We start from the raw sequence: 17,727 nt of genomic DNA, 5'->3' as shown, positions 1-17,727 counted from the left end.
CCGGTCCCTGACGCCACCGAAACCGCGGCCCTCCAGGCGGCCGAACGCCTGGTCGCGCATGCCCCCCGCACGCCGCAGCCAGCCCCATTTCGATACCCGCCTGCAGGGCGACGTCGCCAGTGCCCAGCAAGCCCGCGACTACCTCGATCGCGTCGCCAGCCAGCTCGAATCGGTCAAGGCGGCCCTGAGCGCCAGGATCGCCGGCATGAAGAGCGGCGCGCGCGACCTCGAAGCACGCGCACGCCAGCTCAGCGCGACGCTCGCCGCCCGCGCCAGCCAGGCCGGCGGCTCGGTCGACGCGGCGCTCGACTTTTCGATCGGCGCACCGGCACAGCAGCGTTTCCGCATCGGCGGCCTGGACGCGGCCAGCCTGCAGGCGGCCGCGCCCCCTGTCGCTGTCGTTCTCGATCGGCGGCGCCGGCGGCCCGCAACTGTCGGCCAGCTTCGAGCCCGAGATGAGCGCCGAACAGATCGCTGCGCGCCTGGACCGCACGCTGGCACCGCTGAACGTGCGCGCAGGCCTGGGCCGCGATGGCCGTATCGAATTTTCCACCGCCGAAGCAAACTGGCCGGCCGTGCGCGACAGCATCGCCATTTCCGGACGCGGTCGTGTCGGCACGGAAGCCGTCGCGCCTGACCTGCAGTTGCAGGATCTGAACAAGGGCAATGCCGAGGCTCTGCGCCAGAACCTGCGCGACGTGGTGCAGGCGCTCGAACGGGTGCGCCGCTCGCAAGCCGCCGCCAGCGCCGCCCTCAGCGCAGCCAGCCTGCGCGCCGTCGAGCCGGAGATCAGTCCGGAGGCCCCGGCCATCACGGCCCAGGATTTCGCCGCGACGGCCGCCAGCCACGATTACGAGTCGCTGCTGGCGATTACCTCGGCCCTGGTGGGCGTGAGCCGCGAGCGGGTGCTGGCCTTGCTGGGGATGCGTTAGCGGTCCCCACCCCGTCGCCGCTGTTCTGGCGGTGAGACCGCGTGGGCGGAGCCCACCCTACGGGAACATCGGCGCACGCTTTGCTACCGAAGTCCCGCCTATGGAAATACCACGCACCGTAGGGTGGGCGTCGCCCCCGACATTTACATGGTTCCTGTGGGAGCTCCCGGCCGCTCCCCGATCTGCTGGCGCCACATCGCGTAATACAAGCCCCTCCCCTCCAGCAGCGCCGCGTGCGACCCGCTCTCGACGATCTGCCCCTTCTCCAGAACGTAGATCGTGTCCGCATGCATCACCGTCGACAGGCGGTGCGCGATCAGGATCGTCACCTGCGCCGCCCGCCGCGATATCTCCCTCACCGTGTTCGTGATCTGCTCCTCGGTAATCGAATCGAGCGCCGAGGTCGCTTCGTCGAAAATCAGCAGCGCCGGCTGCCGCACCAGCGCCCGTGCGATCGACAGCCGCTGCTTTTCCCCGCCCGACAGCTTCATGCCGCGCTCGCCTATCACGGTATCGAGCCCCTCGGGCGAACGCTCCAGCAGGTAAGCGCAGGCAGCCTGGCGCATCGCCGCCACGATCTCCCCGTCGCTGGCCTCGGGCTGTACAAAGCGGATGTTGTCGCGGATGGTGCCCGCAAACAGATAGGTTTCCTGGGTAACAAAGCCGATCTGGCGACGCACGCGGTTGAAACGCAGGTCAGTCGTCGGTACGCCGTTGTACGAAACCTGCCCGCCGTTTGGCGTGTACAGGCCGACCAGCAGCTTGACCAGCGTCGACTTGCCTGAGCCCGAGGGCCCGACAAAGGCAATCGTCTGGCCGAGCTTTGCCTCGAAAGACACGCCCTGCAGCGCGTCCTCAGGCGCCCCCTTGTGGCGAAAGCGCACGTCCGCGAAGCGCAGTTCGGTGAGCGGCCCGATCTCCACCGGGTCGGGCGGGCGCCGCTCGACCGGCTTGTCCATCAGCGTCTTGAGGTTCAGCAGCGAGGCCTCGGCTTCGCGGTGCGCCAGGATGATGTTGCCCAGCTCCTGCAGCGGCGCGAAGATCGACACGGAGATGAACTGCATCGCGATCAGCTCTCCGGTGGACAGCACGTCGCGAAAAATCAGCCACAGGAGCGCAAACAGGATCGCGAGCTTCAACAGCGACAGCGTCGAGCCCTGCAGGAAGGACAGCAGCCGCACCCGCTTCACCTTTTCCATCTCGAGCGCGAAGATGGCGTCGGTCTGGCTGCGCAGGCGGCGGATTTCGGGAAAAGTCAGGCCCAGGCTTTTAATGAGCTCGATATTGCGCAAGGACTCGCTGATGAAGCCGGAATTGCGGTTCGTTTCGCGCACGATCGAGCGCTGCTGGGTCTTGATCTCGCGGCTGAGCAGCCCCGTCAGCCCGCCCAGCACCAATACCCCGACCAGGAATACCGGTACCAGCAGCCAGTGCTTCGTCACCGCATACCAGGCGAGAAAACTCACCCCCACCAGCGCGGCAAACGCCGTGTTAATAAACGTGTTGATGAGGCGCTCGCTATCCGCCCTCACCTTCTGCAGCAGCGACAACATCTCGCCGCTGCGCAGGTCCTCGAACTCCTGGAAGCGCAGGCGCAGCAAATGCCGCAGGCCGTCGTTGAAGATGGCCACGCCCAGCTTTTGCACCACCAGGCGCGTCACGTATTCCTGCAAGGCCTTCGCCAGGCGCGACAGCACGGCCACCAGCACGGCCAGGCCGAGCAGGCGCATCACCGGCGCCATCAGATCGGCCTGGGCCGCGTGCGGCTTCGTTACATGATCGATGATGGTGCCGAAGATGATCGGGTCGACCAGGGCCAGCACCTGGGCCAGGCCGGCAAACAGCAGGGCCAGCAGGCCAAGGCGCCAGTGGGGTTTCAGGTAAGTCCAGAGGATACGCATGAGCCAATCTTAGCAAGCTCGGCCAGAACGGCGCACACGTCGTAGGGCGGGCACTCCGTGCCCACGCGGTTGTACTCATGCATACCGCTACGTCAAAATGCTGCTGGGGGTGCATGAACGCTCTACCGCGTGGGGCATTGAAGCCGAGGGCTTCAATGCGAAGCCCACCCTACAGTGCACCGCCGCTAACATAAAAAAACCGCTGCCCCGCATTCGCATGCGGTGACAGCGGCTTTTCAACACGCGGGACGTAACATCCCGCAGTGCATTACGCTTCGCGCGAAGCCTTCTTGCGCTCGTGCTCTTTCAGGTAACGCTTGCGCAGGCGGATCGACTTCGGCGTGATCTCGACCAGTTCGTCGTCCTCGATGAACTCGACGGCGTATTCCAGCGACATCTGGATCGGCGGCACCAGGCGCACGGCTTCGTCGGTACCCGACGAGCGCACGTTGGTCAGCTGCTTGCCCTTGATCGGGTTGACGACCAGGTCGTTGTCGCGCGAGTGGATGCCGATGATCATGCCTTCGTACACCGGGTCGTTGTGCGACACGAACATGCGGCCGCGGTCCTGCAGCTTCCAGATCGCGTAGGCAACGGCGGCGCCGTCATCCTGCGAGATCAGCACGCCGTTGCGACGGCCGGCCATTTCGCCACGGCTGTTGTCCACCGGTGCGTACTCGTGGAACACGTGGCTCATCAGGCCGGTGCCGCGGGTCAGGGTCATGAACTCGCCCTGGAAGCCGATCAGGCCACGGGCCGGGATCAGGTATTCGAGGCGCACGCGGCCCTTGCCGTCCGATTCCATGTTCTGCAGGTCGCCACGGCGGCGGCCCAGTTCTTCCATCACGCCGCCCTGGTTGACTTCCTCGACGTCGACGGTCAGGTTTTCGTACGGCTCATGGCGCACGCCATCGACCATCTTGTAGACCACGCGCGGACGCGACACGGCCAGCTCGAAGCCTTCGCGACGCATGTTTTCCAGCAAAATCGTCAGGTGCAGCTCGCCGCGGCCCGAGACTTCGAAGGTGGTGTCGTCGTCGGTCGGCGAGACACGCAGCGCGACGTTGGCTTTCAGTTCGCGCTCGAGGCGTTCGCGCAGCTGGCGGCTGGTGACGAACTTGCCTTCGCGGCCGGCCAGCGGCGAGTTGTTGACCATGAAGTTCATGGTCAGGGTCGGTTCGTCGACAGTCAGCATCGGCAGCGCTTCCGGGGTGTCCGGTGCGCAGATGGTCGAACCGATGCCGATTTCTTCGATACCGTTGATCAGGCAGATGTCGCCGGCGACGGCCGAGTCGACCAGCACGCGCTCCAGGCCCTTGAAGTTCAGCACCTGGTTGATGCGGCCCTTGATCGGGGTGCCGTCCGGGCCGTTCATGACGATGACGTCCTGGCCGGTCTTGACGGTACCGCGGTTGACGCGGCCAATGCCGATCTTGCCGACGTAGGACGAGTAGTCCAGCGAGGTGATCTGCATCTGCAGCGGGCCTTCCGGATTGTCGTCACGGACCGGCACGTGTTGCAGGATGGCGTCGAACAGCGGCTTCATGTCGCCGTCGCGCACGTCTTCGGTCAGGCCGGCGTAGCCGTTCAGGCCCGAGGCGTAGACGATCGGGAAGTCCAGCTGCTCGTCGTTGGCGCCGAGCTTGTCGAACAGTTCGAAGGTCTGGTTGATGGCCCAGTCGGCGCGCGCGCCCGGACGGTCGACCTTGTTGACGACGACGATGGGCTTCAGGCCCAGGGCCAGCGCCTTGCGGGTCACGAAACGGGTCTGCGGCATCGGGCCTTCCTGCGCATCGACCAGCAGCAGCACCGAGTCGACCATCGACAGCACGCGCTCGACCTCACCGCCGAAGTCGGCGTGGCCGGGGGTATCGACGATGTTGATGTGGGTGCCTTCGTACTCGACCGCGCAATTCTTCGACAGAATCGTAATGCCGCGTTCTTTTTCGAGGTCGTTCGAGTCCATCACGCGGGTATCCACCGCCTGGTTTTCACGGAAGGTTCCCGACTGACGGAGCAGCTGGTCGACCAGGGTGGTCTTGCCGTGGTCAACGTGGGCGATGATTGCAATATTACGAATTGCGCGTTTGGTATTTGACATGTATTTTCAGCGTGATTTGCGTGATGTGCGGATGAACTCGCGGATGTGTCCGATGCTGCCAATTTCGGAAACCGACTAGTATAGCAGGTTAATGCGCGCTTTTATGGAAAAGGCCCGCATTTTCAATGGCTTGCTGAGCTTCTAACGGTTTTGTGCCGGTTTCGGCGGTTTTTGACCAGGGTCTTCGGAACGTTTGCAGCAGGACGCAGGGTAGGGCCTGGGCGGCCCTACCCTACGAAGCGGCGATCAGCCGTTCCGGCGCCAGGATGGCATATTCCTGCAAGTTCGCCGTGCCCAGCAGTTTTCCGTCGGCGTACACGCGCACGCGGCCGAGCTCGGCAGGCACCTGTACTGCTTCCTTGCCCAGCGCCAGGCGCTGGCCGTTCAGGAAGCGCTTCGCCAGTTCCGGGCTCAGCTCCACCGACGGGAAGGTGGACAGCAAGGCGTCCACCGGTGCCAGCAGCGATAGCGGAGCGGCATGCGCCTGCAGCTCTTCCAGCGTGATCATGCGCTCCGTGGTCAGCGCGCCAACCTGGATGCGGCGCAGCGCGTTCAGGTGCGCACCGCAACCGAGGGCCGCGCCGATGTCTTCGCCCAGCACGCGCACATAGGTCCCCTTGCTGCAGGTAACGCGGATCTTCAGCATCGGCGCCGCGTAATCGATCAGCTCGAGGCCGTGGATGGTGACCGGCCGTGCTTCGCGTTCGAGCGTGATGCCTTCGCGGGCGTATTCGTAATAGGCCTTGCCGTCGCGCTTCAGGGCCGAGTACATCGGCGGCACCTGCAGGATGGGACCGCGAAAGCGTGCCAGCGCCGCCTCGATCTGCTCGACCGTCACCTCGACCTCGCGCGTCTCGATGGCTTCGCCTTCGGTGTCGCCCGTGTTCGTCATGATGCCGAGGTGGACCGTGGCCTCGTAGGTCTTGTCCGCTTCCAGCAGGTCTTGCGAGAACTTGGTCGCCTCGCCAAAGCACAGCGGCAACAGGCCGGTGGCAAACGGGTCCAGCGTGCCGGTATGCCCTGCCTTCTTCGCGTTCATCACGCGCTTGGCCTTGATGAGCGCATCGTTCGAGGACAGGCCCACCGGCTTGTCGAGCAGGAGCACGCCGTCGACGAGGTCGCGCGGCTTTCTGGGCGGGCGAGCGTTCACTCTGATTTCGCCTTGGCGGCTGCGTCCGTGTCGACGTTCTCCTTCGCGCTTCCGCCTGCGCCCGCTTCATCCGCCTCGAAATCGGCCGCGCGCACGGCGTTCGCCTGGTCGATCAGGGCCGACATCTGCAGGCCGCGCGAAGTGGAGGTGTCGTGCACGAAGTGCAGCTGGGGCAGCGTGTGGATGTGCAGGCGCTTGCCCAGCATGTTGCGCAGGTAGCCCGCCGCTTTCGACAAACCTTCGAGGGTCTGCTTGACCTCTTCCTTGCTGTCTTTGAGCAGGGTGAAGTAGATCTTGGCGTGCGCGTAGTCGGGCGTGAGCTGCACTTCGGTGAGCGTCACCATGCCGACGCGCGGATCCTTCAGTTCGAAGGCGATCAGTTCCGACAAGTCCTTCTGGATCTGGTCGGCCACGCGCAGGCCGCGCTGGGGAATGGTTTTGCTGTGTTTTGCCATGGTGATATGTAAGCTTTTTTTCTAACGATGGTACATCTATCGGGTGGTGGCCGGCGCCACGAACAGCCATTCGGTAAAGCGGAGGACCGTAGGGTGGGCGGGTTTCCCGCCCACGCGTTCAATCCGGGCGAGATCACAGGCACAGGTATGTGAACCGTTGTTTAAACGGTGCCAAGATCATCCGCGCAGACATGTCAGGCCTTGTGTGAACGCATAGGCGGGGAACCCGCCTACCCTACAAAAAAAACGCCATCGGCTGGGCTGGGCCCGGCAGATGGCGCTTTCTAGGCCGCGACGCGAATTACAGCGTACGCGCCACTTCGGTCACTTCGAACACTTCCAGCACGTCGCCGACCTGGATTTCGTTCATGTTCTTCAGCGACAGGCCGCACTCGAGACCGGCGCGCACTTCCTTCGCATCGTCCTTGAAGCGCTTGAGCGAGTCGATCTCGCCGGTCCAGATGACGATGTTGTTGCGCAGCAGGCGAACCGAGGACGAACGGCGAACGACGCCATCGGTGACCAGGCAGCCGGCAATCGCGCCGACTTTCGAGACCAGGATGACCTGGCGAATCTCGACCTGACCGGTGATGGTCTCGCGCTTCTCCGGTGCCAGCATGCCCGACAGTGCCGTGCGGATTTCGTCGATCGCATCGTAAATGATGCTGTAGTAACGAATATCCACGCCATTGGCTTCGGCCACCTTGCGCGCCTGGGCGTCGGCACGGGCGTTGAAGCCGATGATGACTGCCTTCGAGGCGGTTGCCAGGTTGACGTCCGACTCGGTGATGCCGCCGACCGCTGCATGGACGACCTGCACGCGCACTTCCGAGGTCGACAGCTTCTGCAACGAACCGACCAGTGCTTCCTGCGAACCCTGCACGTCCGTCTTGATGATCAAAGGCAGGTTCTTCACCTCGCCCTCGCCCATCTGGTCGAACATGTTTTCCAGCTTCGCCGCCTGCTGCTTGGCCAGTTTCACGTCGCGGAACTTACCTTGACGGAACAGACCGATTTCACGCGCCTTGCGCTCGTCGGCCATGACCATGACTTCTTCGCCGGCAGCCGGCACTTCGGTCAGGCCCTGGATCTCGACCGGGATCGATGGACCGGCGGTGGCAATCGCCTTGCCGTTTTCGTCGAGCATTGCACGAACGCGGCCATAAGCGGAACCAGCCAGCACCACGTCGCCGCGGCGCAGGGTACCCGATTGCACCAGGATCGTCGCGACCGGGCCACGGCCCTTGTCCAGGCGGGACTCGACGACCAGGCCACGGGCCGGGGCGCCGACCGGTGCTTTCAGTTCCAGCACTTCGGCCTGCAGCAGCACTTGCTCGAGCAGGTCGTCGATACCGGTACCGATCTTGGCCGACACCGGCACGAATGGCGAATCGCCACCGTATTCTTCCGGCACCACGCCTTCGGCGACCAGTTCCTGGGTCACGCGGTCGGTGTTCGCACCCGGCTTGTCGATCTTGTTGATCGCGACAACCAGCGGCACGCCAGCGGCTTTTGCGTGAGCAATTGCCTCTTTCGTTTGCGGCATCACGCCGTCGTCCGCCGCCACCACCAGAATGACGATGTCGGTTGCCTTGGCACCACGTGCACGCATGGCGGTGAACGCCTCGTGACCCGGGGTGTCGAGGAAGGTGATCATGCCGCGCGGGGTATCCACGTGGTATGCACCGATGTGCTGGGTAATGCCGCCGGCTTCGCCAGCTGCCACTTTCGCACGGCGGATGTAGTCCAGCAGCGAGGTCTTGCCGTGGTCGACGTGACCCATGACGGTGACCACCGGTGCGCGCGAGGTCGACTCGAACTCGGCGTGCTCGCCCTGGTCAGCCAGCAGCGCTTCCGGATCGTCCTCGGCGGCAGCGAAGGCTTTATGGCCCATCTCTTCCACCACGATCATCGCCGTTTCCTGGTCCAGCACCTGGTTGATGGTGCACATCTGGCCCAGCTTCATCAGCTGCTTGATGACTTCCGACGCTTTCACCGACATCTTGTGGGCGAGTTCGGCCACGGTGATCGTTTCGGGAACGTGGACGTCCTTGACGATCGCCTCGGTCGGCGCCTGGAAGTTGGTTTCGCGGTCGTCGTTCGAATGACGGCGGCCACCGCTGCGGCCACCGGCACGCCAGCCGTCGCGTCCGCTTGGCGCGCTCGGGGCGCCACGGTCTTGGCACCGCCCGGGGCGCCACGTTTCTTGGCGTCGTCCGACCAGGTCGAGGAGACATTCGCCGACTTGATCGACTTCTTGTCGCCCGGCTTCTTGTCGCCCGGCTTGGCGGCGGTACCGTCGGCCGGCTTCTTGTCGGCAGGCTTGTGCAGCGTGCCGGCAGGTGCGGCCGGCTTTGCGACCACGGGCGCAGGCACCGGTTCCGGTGCCTTGATCACGCGGCGTGGTTGCGCCATCATCAGCTTGATCTGGGCCACTTCGTCGGCCACGGCCTTGCGTGCACGCTCGGTGGCGGCAGCGCGTTCGGCGGCTTCCTTGGCAGCTTCCCGGGCTTTCGCCTTGGCTTCGTCGGCAGCGGCCTGCTTGGCCTGCTCGCCTGCGGCCGAACTGGCGGCGGCAGCGGCAGCGGCGTCGCGCTTGGCCACTTCCGCGGCGTCGCGCCTGGCCTGCTCTTCCGCAGCCTTGGCCTGCTCGGCACGCTCGGATTCGAGCTTGGCCAGGCGTTCCTGCTTTTCACGCAGGTCCGCTTCCCGGCGCGCGACGAGTTCGGCGTGACGGCGTGCCTCTTCCTCGCGGCGTGCCACTTCAGCGGCGTCGACGACCGGCGCCGCAGGGGCGGCCGGGGTGGTGACGACGTCGTCACGTTGTACGAAGGTACGCTTCTTGCGCACTTCGACCTGGATCGTGCGCGATTTGCCGCTTGCGTCAGCCTGCTTGATCTCGCTCGTTTCCTTGCGGGTGACCGTGATTTTCTTTTTCTCGGTCCCTTCGCCGGCACCGTGGGTACGGCGCAGGTGATTCAGCAGCTTGTCCTTATCATCCTTTGACAAGGGATCTGACGTCGAGCTTTTCTCGACGCCGGCAGAACGCAGCTGCGTCAGCAGCAAATCTGCAGGCATCTTCAGTTCGGTGGCAAATTGGGCTACGTTGTTACTCGCCATTCAGTCCTCTTTTCTATGTGTCGCGGAGATGATAAAGATTTGCAAATTATGCCTTTGCCGTTTCCACCAGGCTCCAGGCTTTCGCCTGCAGCGCCTTGGCGCGGTCATCATATTTACTGTCGACCAGCTTCATCTCATCGTCGGTCACATCATTAAATTCGTTCTTGATCAGTTCACGGGCACGGTCCGACGACAGGGCCAGGATGGCGCCGAATTCGTCGTAAGCGAGACCCGCGAATGCTTCCACCGTCTTGATGCCGGCCAGGCCAAGCTTGCCGGCCGTCGTACGGTCCATGCCTTCGAGGGTGACCAGTTCCTCTTCCATGCCTTCGAGGCCTTCTTCGGAAGCGATGGCTTCCGTTACCAGGGCGTCGCGGGCACGGGTGCGCAGTTCGTTGACGGTTTCTTCGTCGAACGATTCGATTTCCAGCATTTCGGAAATCGGGACGTACGCGATTTCTTCAAGGCTCGAGAAACCTTCCTCGACGAGGATGTCCGCCACTTCCTGGTCGACATCGAGCTTTTCCATGAACAGCGTACGGATTGCCGCCGTTTCCTGGGCCACCTTGTTGGCCGATTCCTCGGCCGTCATGATGTTGATCTTCCAGCCCGTCAGTTCCGAGGCCAGGCGCACGTTCTGGCCCGAACGGCCGATCGCAATGGCCAGGTTCTCTTCGTCGACGACGACGTCCATCGCATGCTTTTCTTCGTCGACCATGATCGACGAGACGTTTGCAGGCGCCAGCGCGCCGATGACGAACTGGGCCGGATCGTCCGACCACAGCACGATGTCGACGCGCTCGCCGCCGAGCTCGCCGGTCACGGCCTGCACGCGCGAACCGCGCATGCCGACGCAGGTACCGATCGGGTCGATGCGCTTGTCACCCGTGTACACGGCGATCTTGGCGCGCACGCCGGCATCACGGGCAGCCGATTTGATTTCCAGCAGGCCCTGCTCGATTTCCGGCACTTCCAGTTCGAACAGCTTCATGATGAATTCCGGCGCCGTACGCGACAGGATCACCTGCGGGCCGCGCATGTTGCGGTCGACGCGCAGGATGAAGGCACGGACGCGGTCGCCGATACGCAGGTTTTCCTTCGGGATCATCTGGTCGCGCGGCAGGCGTGCTTCGATCTTGCCCGACTCGACGATCGCATCGCCGCGTTCCATGCGCTTGATGGTGCCGGTGACGAGCGAATCGCCACGCTCGAGGAAATCCTGCAGGATCTGCTCGCGCTCGGCATCGCGCACGCGCTGCAGCACGACCTGTTTCGTGTCCTGGGCGAAGCGGCGGCCGAAGTCGACCGATTCCACCGGCTCTTCGATGTACTCATCGACTTCGATGTCGGAAATCTGTTCCTTGGCTTCGAAGTGCAGGATTTCCTGGTCAGGCAGCTGCAGGCCCGCCTCGTCCGGCACCACGTGCCAGCGGCGGAAGGTTTCGAATTCGCCGTTGTCGCGGTCAATGCTCACGCGGATGTCGACCTCGCCTTCATAGCGCTTTTTGGTGGCCTGGGCCAGGGCGAACTCGAGCGCCCCGAACACCACTTCCTTATCGACGTTTTTTTCGCGCGCGAGCGCATCAACCAGTAACAAAATTTCGCGACTCATGCTTTGCGACTCCTAAAATCCACCTGCGGCACCAAACGTGCCTTGTCCAATTCGGCCAGCGTAAATTCCAACAACGCCGGCCCATCTTTACTTTCAAATTCCAGCCCGATCTTGTCGCCTTCCGGCGCAACCAGGATGCCCGTATAGGTCTTCCGGTTCGCGCTGCCAGGCATGGCGACACGCAGCTTCACCGTGCATTCGTGGCCGGCGAAGCGCTCGAAATCGGCCAGGGTACGCACCGGGCGGTCGAGCCCGGGCGACGAAATTTCCAAACGTTCGTAATCGACGTTTTCCACCGTCAGCACGTGCGACAACTGGTGACTCACCTTTGCGCAGTCCTCGACCGTGATCGGCCCCTTTTCGTCCGCAACATCAGCCGGAAAATCGATAAACACGCGCAGGATCCCGCGCTCGCCTCGTTCGACATCGACGAGGTCGTAGCCAAGGCCACCGACTGTTCTGGCGATCAAATCAAACTGCTGCACGATACTTCTCCAGGGCTTTAAAACGTTTTACCAAAAAAAAAATGGGCATCTGCCCATCTTTTTGTATTCACAACCCAACCAGATGAAAGCACTTGCACCAAGACACACATTGGGAAGAACTTTGATTAGGCTGCAAATTATATCCTGTTCCGGGGCATGCTGCAATCGCCATACCATTATATAAACGCGCAAACAACAGGCGCGCACGATGGCATGGCGGCAACGGTGTGGCAGGTATGCGGGGAGCATGGTAGAGCCGGCAACACCCACTGAACTGGCCCGGAAACCGTAGGGTGGAGTCCCGACTCCACGCGGCATCACCCTTCGATCTGCGGAACCGTCATCAGCACGGACACGCACTGTGGCCAGGCAATCCCAAATGAGGCTGCTTCTCCGAACTTCAAGCAGCAAACGCGACAAACGTAGGGTGGGCATTCATGCCCACGCTGTCATCCATTCGAGCACCAGCGACGGTGCACGCCGGGTGACCGCGTGGGCACAGGTGCCCACCCTACGCGAAGCCAAGGCAGATGCTTAACCCCGACGTCCGCGACGTGGCAGGCCATGCTCCGAACCGCGCGGACCCTGGCCGCCACGACGTCCACCGCCACCGGTGCCGGCAAAGCCGAACGTGGTCTGCAGCGGATCGGGCTGGCGCGGACGGCTGCTGCCGCCATTGCCACCGCTACCCGGACGGCCGGATGCAGCGCCGCCGAAGCCGCCGGCATTGGCGCCACGGCCCTTGCCGCCCGTCGGACGGCCGGCAGGCGCCGCACCGGCACGCGGCGGCGCACCGACGCGTGCCACCGGCGGGCCGTATGGATCGACGTTGCGGTTGGCGTCGGCGCGGTCGATGCGGTTGCCGTCGGAGCGGCGCGCATCATCCTGCCCCTTGCCCTGCCCCTTGGCGCCCTTGCCCTTGCCTGCGCCCTGGCCCGCGTCGCCGCCCTTCTTCTCGATGCCGAAGGCCGTCATGAAGTTGCGCACGTCGTTTTCTTCCAGCTCTTCCCAACGGCCGCGCTTCAGGCCGGAAGGCAGCGTCATCGCGCCATAGCGGGTACGGATCAGGCGTGACACCGTCAGGCCCACCGCTTCGAACATGCGGCGCACTTCGCGGTTGCGGCCTTCGCCGATGACCACGCGATACCACTTGTTGATGCCTTCGCCACCGCCATCGACGATCTTGGTGAAGGCCGCCTTGCCGTCGTCGAGATCGACACCGGCCAGCAGCTTCTGGCGCATGCCCTCTTCCAGCTCGCCCAGCGTGCGCACGGCGTATTCGCGGTCGATGTTGTAGCGCGGGTGCATCAGGCGGTTCGCCAGGTCACCCGAGGTGGTGAACAGCAGCAGGCCCTCGGTATTGAAGTCGAGGCGGCCAACGGCCAGCCATTTGCCGGTCTTCATGGTCGGCAGGCGGTCGAACACCGACGGGCGGCCTTCCGGATCGTCATGGCTGACGATCTCGCCGGCCGGCTTGTGGTACACCAGCACGCGCGGCGGCTTGTTGTTGTTCACCTTGCGCTGGATCAGCTTGCCGTTGATGCGCACGGCATCGGTCGGCAGGATGCGCTGGCCGATATGGGCCGGCTCGCCGTTCACCGACACGCGGCCGGCGACTATCAGTTCTTCCATGTCGCGGCGCGAACCGAGACCGGCTTCGGCCAGCACCTTGTGCAGCTTGGGCGCGTCGTCGTCCGCGGTCAGGTCGCGGCGGGCCGGCCTGGCCTTCTGCTGGCCCCGGCCGCCGTCGTTGGCATCGAAGGCATCGGAGGTGACAAAGGAGAACACGGCATCGGCGTCGTTCGCCTTGCCTGGCCGCGTTTTGCCGTTCTGTGCCCGGTCGCCGCCCTTGCCGGCCTTGCCGCCAGCCTGCCCCTGTTGGCCGCGGTTACCCTGCTGGCCCTGCTGGCCCTGCTGGCCCGCACCCGCAGCATTCTTCTGGCCACCCTTCTGATTCTTCCCTGTGCCCTTGCCCTGACGCGGCTCGCGGCGCGCGTCCTGCGGCTGGCCGGCTGCCTCGATCGACTCGGGGGCCGCTTCGGCAACAGCGTCGGCTGCGGCCACAGGCTGCGGCTGGCGCGCTTCGCGCCCGGCACGCTGCTCGCGCATCTGGCGCGGGCCGCGCGGCTTGCGCTGGCTCGCATCCCGGCGCGGCGCCTCGCCGGCTTCACCCGCCTCGGCTGCGGGCGCAGTGGCCGGGGCCGGCGCTGCGGCCGGGCTATCGACCGCAGCGACGGCCCTGGCCTTTGCTCGCGCGCGGCTTTGCGCGCCGGCGCGGCCGGCTCGGCAGCTGGCGCGGCGTCAGGGACTTCGCTCACGGCAGCGGCGGCCTTGCTGCGGCGCTTCGGCTTCTCGGCCGGTGCAGCATCGGCAGCGACAGCAGGTGCGGCGTCCTTGACCGCGGAGGCCGCACGGGTGCGGCGCTTCGGCTTGGCCGCGTCCTCCGGGCCCGCAGCGGCAGGGTTGGTCTCGGTGGTGTCAGTTGGATTCATCATTCGTTTCGTTGTTGTGCTGACCGGGTACCGAGCTTGAGTCCGGTTGAGGGTCATGAATCGGAACTTCAACGGGTGAAGTAAGGTGTTCGTCATCGGCGGCCGCGCTGGCATCCGCCTTCTCAAAATTCTGTTGCAGCGCCGCTTCCAGCGCCTCCAGGCTGCGTCCGTCCTGGGCATCGGCAATGCTGTCGAGCGGCGGCAATTGCCCGAGCGACGCAAGACCGAGGTCGTCCAGGAATTGCTTCGTCGTGCCCAGCAGGGCGGGCCTGCCGACCACTTCGCGGTGGCCGACGACATCGATCCAGCCACGGTCTTCGAGCAGCTTGATGGTCTGCGAGTTCACTGCGACGCCGCGGATTTCCTCGATGTCACCGCGCGTGACGGGCTGGCGGTAGGCGATGATCGCCAGCGTCTCGAGCGTGGCCCGCGAATATTTCGGCGGCTTTTCGGGCGAGATACGGTCGAGATACGGTTTCATCTCGGGCCGGCTCTGGAAACGCCAGCCCGACGCCAGGCTGACGATCTCGATGCCGCGGTCCTGCCAGTCGTGCCGCAATTCCTCGAGAAGCAGCTTGAGGGTATCGAAGCCGACACCGGCGCCGAGCTGGCGGCCATTCGCATCGACATCGGCAAACAGCTTTTTCATGCCGTGCAGGGTCATCGGCTCGCGCGCGCATAGCAAGGCGGTCTCGAGGACGCGCTTGGCCTCATCAGTCTTCATTCTCGATGTCGTCAGCTCGATGCCAAAGAAAAGCTCAATAAAACTATCCGCCCGGCGGACGGTCGGCGGACGCCTGGACGGCGCCGGCTACGCCAATGGCGCAGGCCTCGCGATCTGAACGCGATTCGCGGTACGGCTCACGCCACGACTGGTTGAAACAGGAATTCGTGGCCCGCGCTTGGACGCGCCGGGCGACAATACCGTGGCGGGACAGGACCCGGCCACGTGGCTGCCTGCGTGCCAGGCGGACAACCGTTGTGAAAGTCAAGCGAAACGCGGGCCGGGCATGCGGCTTCGAGGCGTGGCTCGTGGGCGCACCATGGCGGCAATCGACATCGTTTCTTCCAACTGCAAACCATTGTAACCGATAAAACACGGGAACGGCCATTTGCGCAAGGGGCGCAGCCGGAATTGGCCTCGGGCCGAGACGTCAAGACGACAGTTTTTCCGCCAGAATCGCCGATACCCCAAGAAATGCCGGATATTCTGCCGTGATCACGTAGGTCGGCACCGCTGCCAGCCAGGAAGAGAAGCGGCCCTTCTGTTCGAAGCGCGCGCGGAACGGCGACTGCGCGAAGCGCTCGCCGAGGCGAGGCACGATGCCGCCGCCGATGTACACGCCGCCCGGGCGCCGAGCGTGACGGCCAGGTTGCCCGCCACGGTGCCGAGCATCCCGCAGAAGACGTCGAGCACCTGGCCCGAGAGCGCGCATTCGCCGGCCAGGGCGCGGCGCGAGATCTCCGGTGCCGCCAACGAGGCGGCCGGAAGGCCCTGCACATTGGCCAGCGCGCGGTAGATCAGTTCGACACCGGCACCGGACAGGAAGCGTTCCGCCGAGACGTGCGCGAATTCGGTCCAGGCGTATTGCAAGATGGCCACTTCAAAGGGGATTGGCGGGCGCGAAGGTAACGTGGCCGCCTTCGCTGCACAAGGCGGTCCAGCTGGCGCCGGCAGGCACCAGCCCTGAAACGCCCAGGCCGGTACCAGCGCCGAGCAGGCCCAGCGGCGCACTGGCGCGGGGAGCGCCGCCGCCAACCTGCACCTTGTCGCCATCGCGCAGGTGCGGCAAGGAGCGCGCCAGCGCCGTGAAATCGTTCACCACCAGCAGGGTTGCCAGGCCGAGCTCCTGGCGCAGCGCATCGATCGAGAACTGCCAGTGATGGTTGGTCATGCGCACCTGATCGCCATCGACCGGATTGGCGATCGCAACGGCTGCATGCTGCACCTCCCCCAAGGCCGCCACCTCGGGAGCGGCCAGGTAAGCGCGCATCGCGTCCGCCAGCGACGCATGGTCGGCACAGCCGAGCACCCGTACCGCTTCGACACACCCAGCCTGGCGCTCGATGGCAAAGCGCGCATTGGTGCCGCCGATGTCGGCCAGCAGGCGGGGAGTATCGAAGACGCCGGCGTCGCGGGCAGTGGTTACGGGCAGGGAAGCAGTCATTGCGGCAAAAATTCGGGGGATGCCCAAGCTTACTGGATTTCTTTGCTCACTTACAAGGAAATTTTGTAGTTTAGGTACAAGCCCAGCTGCACATACACGACAACCACGCTGGAACCGCAAGTAGTACAGCTACGCGTAGGGTGGGCGGCTCCACCCGAGCATGTGCACTTCGGCAAAGTGAGCGCCGCCCACGCGTTCAATCCAAGCCAGCATGGCCCGCGCACATCAAGAAAGGAAAGAGAAATGCGTGCACCCTGCGCCGCATGAGCGCGTACGCGGTTTGAACGCGTAGGCGGCAAAGAAGCCGCGTTGATGCAGCTCGCCGGGTCGAGCCGCCTCGCCGGCCGCGCCTACCCTACGCCACCCTCACCTCGCCCTGAGCCTGGCGATGCGCATTCCACGCATCCAGCCCACCCTGCAGCGGCCGCGCCCGGTGAAACCCGTTGGCCAGGAATTCCTTCGCGACCTGGGCGGCGCTGACGTCGTCCGGACAGCTGCAGTAGACGACGATATGGCGCTCACGGTCGAGCGTCGCCATCCATTGCCCCGGCGGGCAGGCTTTGTACAGGAGCGCGCCGGGAATGGCGGCGTCGAGTGCCTGGGCCGTCGCGCTGCGGGCATCGATGATGAGCGGATCGTGCCCGGCCGCGATCAGGTCCATCAGCTCGGCAACCCCAATGCGGGCGATGCCCAGCGCCGCGTGATGGCGGCGGCGCTCGACATATTTATAGGCAACGAAGAGCGCCAGCAAACCGCCCAGCACCATCAGCGCGGTACTGCCCATCGTTTCCAGGCTGGCCAGCACGCGGTCGACGCTGTCGTGGAACACGGCGCCGACGGCAATACCGCTGCCGCCCCACAGCAGCGCGCCGGTCGCGGAAAAGCCGAGGAAGCTGCGCGTGCCCGTGCCGAGCGCGCCCGACATCGGCGCGGCAATCGTATTGAAGCCGGGGACGAATTTCGATACAAGCAGCGACTTGGCGCCGTAGCGCCTGAAACGGTCCTCGGTCTGGTTGACGCAGGAGTCGGGCGAGAGCGAGATGCGGCACAGCAGGCGCAGCACGCGCTTGCCGTAATAGCGCCCGGCGCGGAACCAGAAATAGTCGCAGATCAGGCAGGCCAGCAGCACCGCCAGCAGCGACAGTTGCCAGTTGCCGCCGCCATCGACCGCCAGCGCGCCGGCCACGACCAGGACGGGAAAGGCCGGGATCGGCAGGCCGAACTGTTCCAGCAGCACCGTGCCGAAGACGATCAGGACGCCGTATTGCTGGATCAGGAGGGAAAGCTGGGACATCCGTTCATGGTAGCCCA

General features: G+C 64.6%; 11 protein-coding genes and 2 pseudogenes. 1 reads left to right on the top strand and 12 read right to left on the bottom strand.

All coding sequences use genetic code 11. The features are described from left to right. Window positions 1–138 precede the first annotated feature (138 nt). Window positions 139–348 carry a hypothetical protein gene (locus G4G31_RS09955; protein ID WP_182991287.1) on the bottom strand — a complete coding sequence of 70 codons (210 nt, stop codon included), beginning with the start codon at window positions 346–348 and terminating at the stop codon, window positions 139–141. Between the two features lie 107 nt (window positions 349–455). On the opposite strand from G4G31_RS09955, the gene G4G31_RS09950 reads away from it, so the two are divergent. Then, window positions 456–932, top strand: coding sequence for a hypothetical protein (locus G4G31_RS09950; protein WP_182991286.1), 477 nt, complete (start codon window positions 456–458; stop codon window positions 930–932). A gap of 143 nt (window positions 933–1,075) precedes the next feature. Here the strand turns inward: G4G31_RS09950 and G4G31_RS09945 are convergent, their stop codons facing one another. The 11 genes and pseudogenes from G4G31_RS09945 to G4G31_RS09895 form a co-directional block, all read right to left on the bottom strand. Then, the gene (locus G4G31_RS09945; RefSeq protein WP_182991285.1) at window positions 1,076–2,833 is read right to left on the bottom strand and encodes an ABC transporter ATP-binding protein; all 1,758 of its coding nucleotides are present in this window, start codon (window positions 2,831–2,833) and stop codon (window positions 1,076–1,078) included. A 268-nt stretch (window positions 2,834–3,101) separates the two neighbouring features. After that, window positions 3,102–4,934 carry a translational GTPase TypA gene (gene typA / locus G4G31_RS09940; RefSeq protein ID WP_182991284.1) on the bottom strand — a complete coding sequence of 611 codons (1,833 nt, stop codon included), beginning with the start codon at window positions 4,932–4,934 and terminating at the stop codon, window positions 3,102–3,104. A gap of 232 nt (window positions 4,935–5,166) precedes the next feature. Further along, window positions 5,167–6,084: a tRNA pseudouridine(55) synthase TruB gene (gene truB / locus G4G31_RS09935; protein WP_182991283.1), complete on the bottom strand. Its 918-nt coding sequence runs from the start codon at window positions 6,082–6,084 to the stop codon at window positions 5,167–5,169. Beyond that, window positions 6,081–6,539 carry a 30S ribosome-binding factor RbfA gene (gene rbfA / locus G4G31_RS09930; protein ID WP_182991282.1) on the bottom strand — a complete coding sequence of 153 codons (459 nt, stop codon included), beginning with the start codon at window positions 6,537–6,539 and terminating at the stop codon, window positions 6,081–6,083. The genes truB and rbfA overlap by 4 nt, the downstream gene beginning before the upstream one ends. 301 nt (window positions 6,540–6,840) lie before the next feature. Continuing rightward, window positions 6,841–9,659 (bottom strand): annotated as a pseudogene (gene infB / locus G4G31_RS09925) (translation initiation factor IF-2). 46 nt (window positions 9,660–9,705) lie between these two features. Continuing rightward, a complete protein-coding gene (gene nusA, locus G4G31_RS09920) occupies window positions 9,706–11,271 on the bottom strand; it encodes a transcription termination factor NusA (RefSeq protein ID WP_182991281.1) in 1,566 nt (521 codons plus the stop codon). After that, a complete protein-coding gene (gene rimP, locus G4G31_RS09915; protein WP_182991280.1) occupies window positions 11,268–11,756 on the bottom strand; it encodes a ribosome maturation factor RimP in 489 nt (162 codons plus the stop codon). The genes nusA and rimP overlap by 4 nt, the downstream gene beginning before the upstream one ends. Before the next feature lie 534 nt (window positions 11,757–12,290). Next, entirely contained in the window at window positions 12,291–13,865 is a 1,575-nt protein-coding gene (gene rluB, locus G4G31_RS09910; protein ID WP_308622148.1) for a 23S rRNA pseudouridine(2605) synthase RluB, read from the bottom strand. 369 nt (window positions 13,866–14,234) lie between these two features. Continuing rightward, window positions 14,235–14,972, bottom strand: coding sequence for an SMC-Scp complex subunit ScpB (scpB, locus tag G4G31_RS09905; RefSeq protein ID WP_182991279.1), 738 nt, complete (start codon window positions 14,970–14,972; stop codon window positions 14,235–14,237). Window positions 14,973–15,405: 433 nt separating this feature from the next. Further along, window positions 15,406–16,416: pseudogene (locus G4G31_RS09900) on the bottom strand (glucokinase); the annotation flags it as partial. A gap of 355 nt (window positions 16,417–16,771) precedes the next feature. Further along, window positions 16,772–17,710 (bottom strand): DedA family protein/thiosulfate sulfurtransferase GlpE, encoded by a 939-nt coding sequence (locus G4G31_RS09895; RefSeq protein WP_182991278.1) that lies wholly within the window; start codon window positions 17,708–17,710, stop codon window positions 16,772–16,774. Window positions 17,711–17,727 lie beyond the last annotated feature (17 nt).

The organism is Massilia sp. Se16.2.3, assembly GCF_014171595.1.
GTDB lineage: Bacteria > Pseudomonadota > Gammaproteobacteria > Burkholderiales > Burkholderiaceae_D > Telluria.
This window is presented reverse-complemented; position numbering and strand designations above follow the sequence as displayed.

What these genes read in the sequence shown, in the direction of transcription:
- G4G31_RS09955 (WP_182991287.1), bottom strand. Translation starts at nt 348, where the DNA reads ATGCGGAAACGCTGCTGTGCCGGTGCGCCGATCGAAAAGTCGAGCGCC.
- G4G31_RS09950 (WP_182991286.1), top strand. Translation starts at nt 456, where the DNA reads ATGAGCGCCGAACAGATCGCTGCGCGCCTGGACCGCACGCTGGCACCG.
- G4G31_RS09945 (WP_182991285.1), bottom strand. Translation starts at nt 2,833, where the DNA reads ATGCGTATCCTCTGGACTTACCTGAAACCCCACTGGCGCCTTGGCCTG.
- typA (WP_182991284.1), bottom strand. Translation starts at nt 4,934, where the DNA reads ATGTCAAATACCAAACGCGCAATTCGTAATATTGCAATCATCGCCCAC.
- rbfA (WP_182991282.1), bottom strand. Translation starts at nt 6,539, where the DNA reads ATGGCAAAACACAGCAAAACCATTCCCCAGCGCGGCCTGCGCGTGGCC.
- nusA (WP_182991281.1), bottom strand. Translation starts at nt 11,271, where the DNA reads ATGAGTCGCGAAATTTTGTTACTGGTTGATGCGCTCGCGCGCGAAAAA.
- rluB (WP_308622148.1), bottom strand. Translation starts at nt 13,865, where the DNA reads ATGCGCGAGCAGCGTGCCGGGCGCGAAGCGCGCCAGCCGCAGCCTGTG.
- scpB (WP_182991279.1), bottom strand. Translation starts at nt 14,972, where the DNA reads ATGAAGACTGATGAGGCCAAGCGCGTCCTCGAGACCGCCTTGCTATGC.
- G4G31_RS09895 (WP_182991278.1), bottom strand. Translation starts at nt 17,710, where the DNA reads ATGTCCCAGCTTTCCCTCCTGATCCAGCAATACGGCGTCCTGATCGTC.